At 58.2% G+C, this 5,907-nt stretch carries 5 protein-coding genes; 3 read left to right on the forward strand and 2 right to left on the reverse strand.

Annotated elements, in window-relative coordinates:
• Positions 1-259: 259 nt before the first annotated feature.
• Entirely contained in the window at positions 260-862 is a 603-nt protein-coding gene (locus ACRESJ_RS01250) for a Yip1 family protein (RefSeq protein WP_431756252.1), read from the forward strand.
• A 157-nt stretch (positions 863-1,019) separates the two neighbouring features.
• Positions 1,020-1,514 carry a SprT family zinc-dependent metalloprotease gene (locus ACRESJ_RS01255; RefSeq protein ID WP_431756253.1) on the forward strand — a complete coding sequence of 165 codons (495 nt, stop codon included), beginning with the start codon at positions 1,020-1,022 and terminating at the stop codon, positions 1,512-1,514.
• Between the two features lie 135 nt (positions 1,515-1,649).
• On the opposite strand, the gene ACRESJ_RS01260 is transcribed toward ACRESJ_RS01255, so the two are convergent.
• Entirely contained in the window at positions 1,650-2,831 is a 1,182-nt protein-coding gene (locus tag ACRESJ_RS01260) for a CaiB/BaiF CoA transferase family protein (protein WP_431756254.1), read from the reverse strand.
• A gap of 277 nt (positions 2,832-3,108) precedes the next feature.
• Positions 3,109-4,443 (reverse strand): dicarboxylate/amino acid:cation symporter, encoded by a 1,335-nt coding sequence (locus ACRESJ_RS01265; RefSeq protein WP_431756255.1) that lies wholly within the window; start codon positions 4,441-4,443, stop codon positions 3,109-3,111.
• Positions 4,444-4,783: 340 nt separating this feature from the next.
• On the opposite strand from ACRESJ_RS01265, the gene ACRESJ_RS01270 reads away from it, so the two are divergent.
• On the forward strand, positions 4,784-5,782 hold the full coding sequence (locus tag ACRESJ_RS01270) for an AraC family transcriptional regulator (protein ID WP_431756256.1): 999 nt from the start codon (positions 4,784-4,786) through the stop codon (positions 5,780-5,782).
• Positions 5,783-5,907: the final 125 nt, after the last annotated feature.

Below are 5,907 nucleotides of genomic sequence, written 5' to 3' on the forward strand. Positions count from 1 at the left end.
GCTGCCGCAGGCTGCGATCTTTTGATCTTGCTTCTAAAAATCAAAAGATCGCAGCCTCCGGCAGCTCCTACAGATGTAACTGCGATTAACACGAGACTTTACAGCGCAATTTGCTCTAAGCCCTATCAACTGTGGGGTTAACTCCTTCCTATACTGCGACATAAGGTCGCTAAATACATTCAGACCTATTACTTACTTGGCCCTTGGCCCGTAGGCGCTCCACTGGGGGGCGACGGTAAAAACGAGAGGAGTGACTGGCATGATCCATCACGTAGTGGGGCTCTTCACCCACCCTGACCAAGAATGGAAAGAAATCCGTGGCGACCAGGAGGAAAGCATCAGCCACATGTACCTGACCCACACCCTGATTCTGGCGGCGATTCCTGCTGTGTCGGCGTTTATCGGCACAACACAGGTCGGCTGGGTGATTGGCAGTCGAGCGCCAGTGATGCTCACGATGGAAAGTGCGCTATGGATGACGATCATGTCGTACCTGGCGATGCTCGGCGGTGTTGCGGTCATGGGCGCGTTCATCCACTGGATGGCCCGCACCTATGATGCCAACCCAAGCCTGGCACGCTGCGTAGCGTTTGCGACCTACACCGCGACTCCGCTGTTCATTGGCGGCCTGGCGGCGCTGTACCCTCACATGTGGCTGGGGATGGTCGTCGGCACTGCGGCGATCTGCTACACGGTCTATCTGCTCTATGTCGGGCTACCGACTTTCATGAACATTCCATCCGATGAGGGCTTTCTGTTTTCCAGTTCGGTACTCGCTGTAGGCTTGGTCGTATTGGTGGCCATCATGGCCTTCACCGTAATTGTCTGGGGACTCGGCGTGGGGCCGGTCTACACCAATTAGCAATTCCCCCCCAAAAACTAGATCTGCCGACACAGGCCGCCGCAAGGCGGCCTTTTAATTCTTCAGCCTGCAGAACGGCAATGACCATTCGGCGATTCGGCGATACGCAAGTCCCGAGGGTTGCGGCATACTCGACGCCTCTGGAGATCCATCAAGCATGCCCGAGCAACTCAACACCCGCGTCGAAGACTGTTTCCTACAAGCCGAATCCTTTTTCAAAAGACCTTTCAAACGCCCCGTGGTGAGCCTCAAGCTGCGCGGGCAAAAAGCCGGTGTTGCGCATTTGCACGAGAACCTGTTGCGCTTCAATCCGCAGCTGTACCGGGAAAACACTGAAGACTTCCTCAAGCAGACCGTTGCCCATGAAGTCGCCCACCTGATCGCCCATCAACTGTTTGGCGATCGCATCCAGCCCCATGGCGAAGAGTGGCAGCTGATCATGCGGGGCGTGTACGAACTGCCGCCCAACCGCTGCCACACCTACGACGTGAAACGCCGCAGCGTGACCCGCTACATCTATAAGTGTCCGTGCCCCGACAGCGATTTCCCGTTTTCGTCCCAACGCCATGGCCTGGTGCGGCAAGGGCGGCGGTATTTGTGCCGACGGTGTCGCAGTACCCTGGTGTTCAGTGGGGAGATGCGGGTCGAGTAGCAGGTTTTTGTGGCGTCCGGACTGGCCCCTTCGCGGGCAAGCTGCTCCCACAAGGCCTGGTCGGGAATACAGAATTTGTGAACGACATCGAACACTGTGGGAGCGGGCTTGCCCGCGAAGGGGCCACTGAAACCACTACCCAATCACCTTGGCCCGCCGCAGCTCTTCGATCTGCTGCGCATTGAACCCCAACTCCCCCAAGACCTGATCCGTATGCTCCCCCACCCCCGCACCAATATGCCTTGGCTGCGGCAAGCCCCCCGAGAACTTCAACGGACAGGCCATCTGCGCCTGGCTCGAACCATCACCACGGGGCACCTGGGTGACCAGCTCCCGCGCCTGCAACTGTGGATGCCGTACCGCTTGCGCCACGCTCAATACCGGTTCGACACAAGCATCCAACTCGGCAAACAACGCGCACAACTCGGCAAAATCGTGCTTTTCGAATTCGATCTTCAGCGCATCCTTGAGCGCCTTTTGTTGCGCTGGTTGCGGTGATAAACCGAAGCTCGCCCACTCCTCCAGCCCCAGCGCCACACACAATTGCTTCATGAACGCCGGCTCCAGACTGCCCACAGACAACCAGCGCCCATCCCGCGAACGATAGTAGTCGTAAAAGCTGCCGCCATTGAGCACCTGGTCTTCCCGGCCCGGCTCGACACCGCAGGCCAGATACCCGGCGCCAGCCATCGCGTTGAGGCTGAATGCGCAGTCGGTCATGCTCACATCAAGATGCTGTCCCTGCCCGGTCTGCTGCCGAGCGATCACTGCCGCCAATAGGCCAATCACCCCGTGCAGCGAGCCACCGGCGATATCCGCCACTTGCGGCCCCAAGGGCAGCGGCCCACCTTCAACACGGCCGGTGTAGCTCGCAAGCCCGGCCAACGCCAGATAATTGATGTCATGCCCAGCACGGTCCTTGTAAGGCCCCGTCTGCCCATAACCGGTGATCGAGACATAAATGAGCTTCGGATTGATCGCCCTCAAGGCTTCATAACCCAGGCCCAGGCGCTCCATGACACCGGGGCGAAACTGCTCCAGTACGATGTCGTAATCCTTGAGCAACTGCTTGATCACCTCCAGCGCTTCAGGCTTCTTGAGGTCCAGTGCCAGGCTGCGCTTGTTGCGATTGAGGTAGGCATGGCTGGCCGATACGCCGCGGTCGTGGGGCGGCAGCACACGCAGCAGGTCCATGCGGGTCGGCGATTCGATGCGCAGTACTTCGGCGCCCATGTCCGCCAGCAGTAACGAGGCGAATGGCCCCGGCAGCAGTGTCGAGAAATCCAGAACCTTGAGTGATGCCAGTGGACCGAGCATGGGGTGTTCTCCCTTAACGATGCCCCAGCCTAGGCAGCCGAGCGCTCCTGAGCAATCACCTTATGCGCCAGCTGCGCTGACCGTTGTGCTCAAACAAGCCGTTGACCCTTGTAGGAGCTGTGTAGGAGCTGTGTAGGAGCTGTCGAGTGAAACGAGGCTGCGATCTTTTGATTTAAAAAAAGCAAAATCAAAGATCGCAGCCTGCGTCAGCTCCTACAGAATTTCGTGGGCATGAAAAAACCCGCCGAAGCGGGTTTTTCATGAAGCGAGGATCAGCTTACTTGGCGCTGCTTGCAGTCGGGGTATGAACCACATCTACTTGTTCTTCCGCACGCTCGTCGGCAATACCGCGACCGCCAGAGGCCAGCTCGGCGTGCAACACGTCGGTATCCAGTTCCTTGACCCACTTGGCCACCACCAAGGTGGCAACGGCGTTACCGATCAGGTTGGTCAGGGCACGGGCTTCGGACATGAAGCGGTCGATACCGAGGATCAGCGCCAGGCCGGCAACCGGCAAGTGGCCAACAGCGGACAGGGTGGCGGCCAGAACGATGAAGCCCGAACCGGTCACGCCCGCGGCGCCTTTGGAGGACAGCAGCAACACCACCAGCAAGGTGATCTGGTGCGTGATGTCCATGTGGGCGTCAGTTGCCTGGGCAATGAACACGGCCGCCATGGTCAGGTAGATCGCAGTACCGTCGAGGTTGAACGAGTAACCGGTTGGAATCACCAGACCGACGACGGATTTCTGCGCGCCCAGACGCTCCATCTTGATCAGCATGCGTGGCAGTACCGACTCCGAAGAAGAAGTACCCAGCACGATCAGCAGTTCTTCACGGATGTAGCGGATCACCTTCAGCACGCTGAAGCCGTGCATGCGAGCGATACCGCCCAACACGATCAGGATGAACAGCACACAGGTGATGTAGAAGCAGGCCATCAGCTGACCCAGTTGCACCAGCGAACCAACACCGTAGGCACCGATGGTGAAGGCCATGGCACCGAAGGCACCGATTGGCGCGAGCTTCATGATCATGTTGATGATGTTGAACATCACATGGGCAAAGCGATCGATGAAGTCCAGCAGCGGCTTGCCGTAAGCGCCCAGGCGATGCAGGGCGAAACCGAAGATCACCGAGAACATCAGCACTTGCAGGATGTCGCCCGTGGCGAACGCGCCAACGATGGTGCTCGGGATCACATTGAGCAGGAAGCCGACGATGCTTTGATCAGCACCTTGCGCCACGTAGGTCGCCACTTTCGAGGCATCCAGGGTGGTGACGTCGATGTGCATGCCATTTCCTGGCTGCACGATGTTGACCACGATCAGGCCCACCAGCAAAGCGATGGTGGAAACGATTTCGAAGTACAGGAGTGCGTAACCGCCGGTCTTGCCGACCGACTTCATGTCCTGCATGCCAGCGATACCGCTGACGACGGTGCAGAAGATAATCGGGGCGATGATCATTTTGATCAGCTTGATGAACCCGTCACCCAGTGGCTTAACCGCCACACCGAGCTGTGGATAGTAGTGACCGAGCAAGATACCGATGACAATTGCAACGATCACCTGGAAATACAGGGATTTGTACAGTGGCTGACGAGTCGTCATTGCAAAGTTCCTCAAGAGTGCGCGCTGACAACATCCATCTGTTGCCCGCGACAACCTCATTTGCGAACCCTCCTGCACTGGAGGGATTTGTTTTTCCGAGCTGCACAACGGCAGGCATCTGCTCGTTGTATCGCAAGGCCCGTGCCACCTCGCATGAATTCTCTGTAAGCCTTTTGATATCAAGGGTTGCGGGTTTTTCCTGGCCAGCTAGCGGGTACAACACCGTGGCGGATTTCCGCCCATTGGCCAAAACACGTTCTGCAATTTGGCGGATATCCGCCTTGTCGTCCGATTGAAACCGCCGCTACCATCCGTCGCTCAATGGATGGATTAACCCGTTATGCGCGAACGCACCATTGCCAGTCATTTCGCCCGAGCCGCCCTGCGCGGCGCGCAACGGCATGGCTACGACTATTCGGACCTGTTGCAACAATTGGGAATCAGCCCCGAGTTGCTCGACGAACCGCGGGCGCGTATCGCACCGGAGCAGTTCACCCGACTGTTGCAGTCGCTGAGGCTGGGGTTGAACGACGAATACCTGGGTTTCGGGCAAGGCCGCAGCATGCCGGGCAGCTTCGCGATGATGTGTCACGCCGTGATTCATTGCCGCAATCTGGAAAAGGCTCTCAACCGTGGCTTATTGTTTTATAGCCTATTCCCTGATGCCCCGCGCCTGATGGTGACGCGGGAAGACGAAATGATCCGCTTGAGCCTGGATGATTCGCAGCTATGGGACCCGGACCACTTTCTCACCGAATGTCTATTGGTGACCTGGCACCGGTTCGGCAGTTGGCTGATCGGTCAGCGCATTCGGCTGGAGCAGGCTACGTTCAGCTACCCGCGACCGGAACACGGCGCCGAGTACGATTTGATGTTTTCGTGTCCGTTGACGTTTTCCACGCCTCAAAACAGCCTGCTGTTTCACAGCCGCTACCTGAACATGCCGCTGTTGCAGGACGAACGAACCCTCAAGCATTTTCTCGAACACTCACCGGCTGATCTGTTGTCGCGCCCGGACGATGGCAACAGTCTGAGCAGCCAGTTGCGACGCTTACTCAGCCGCGACAGTTCACGCTGGCCGGACCTCGACGCCGTGGCCGCCCACCTGCATATCAGCCCACAGACGCTGCGTCGGCATCTGCGCGAGGAAGGCACCAGTTTTCAGGAGTTGAAGGATCAGTTGCGCCGCGATATCGCGATTTATCACCTGCGCCGCACAGACCTGTCATTGCAACAGATTGCCGAGCAGTTGGGGTTTTCCGAGCCGTCAGCGTTTCACCGGGCGTTCAAGAAGTGGACGGGGCTGACGCCGGGGGCTTATCGGGCGCAGGAAAACTGAGTTTCAGAGCTTGCTTGCCATTGCGTTCACCGGCCCCATCGCGGGCGAGCCCGCTCCCACAGAGTTATTGTCGATCAAAAAAATTGAGTACGACTTAAGTCCTGTGGGAGCGGGCTTGCCCGCGA

The organism is Pseudomonas sp., from assembly GCF_050739655.1.
Classification (GTDB): domain Bacteria; phylum Pseudomonadota; class Gammaproteobacteria; order Pseudomonadales; family Pseudomonadaceae; genus Aquipseudomonas.

Coding starts and splice junctions, on each gene's coding strand:
- ACRESJ_RS01270 (WP_431756256.1), top strand. CDS start 4,784: ATGCGCGAACGCACCATTGCCAGTCATTTCGCCCGAGCCGCCCTGCGC.
- ACRESJ_RS01265 (WP_431756255.1), bottom strand. CDS start 4,443: ATGACGACTCGTCAGCCACTGTACAAATCCCTGTATTTCCAGGTGATC.
- ACRESJ_RS01250 (WP_431756252.1), top strand. CDS start 260: ATGATCCATCACGTAGTGGGGCTCTTCACCCACCCTGACCAAGAATGG.
- ACRESJ_RS01255 (WP_431756253.1), top strand. CDS start 1,020: ATGCCCGAGCAACTCAACACCCGCGTCGAAGACTGTTTCCTACAAGCC.
- ACRESJ_RS01260 (WP_431756254.1), bottom strand. CDS start 2,831: ATGCTCGGTCCACTGGCATCACTCAAGGTTCTGGATTTCTCGACACTG.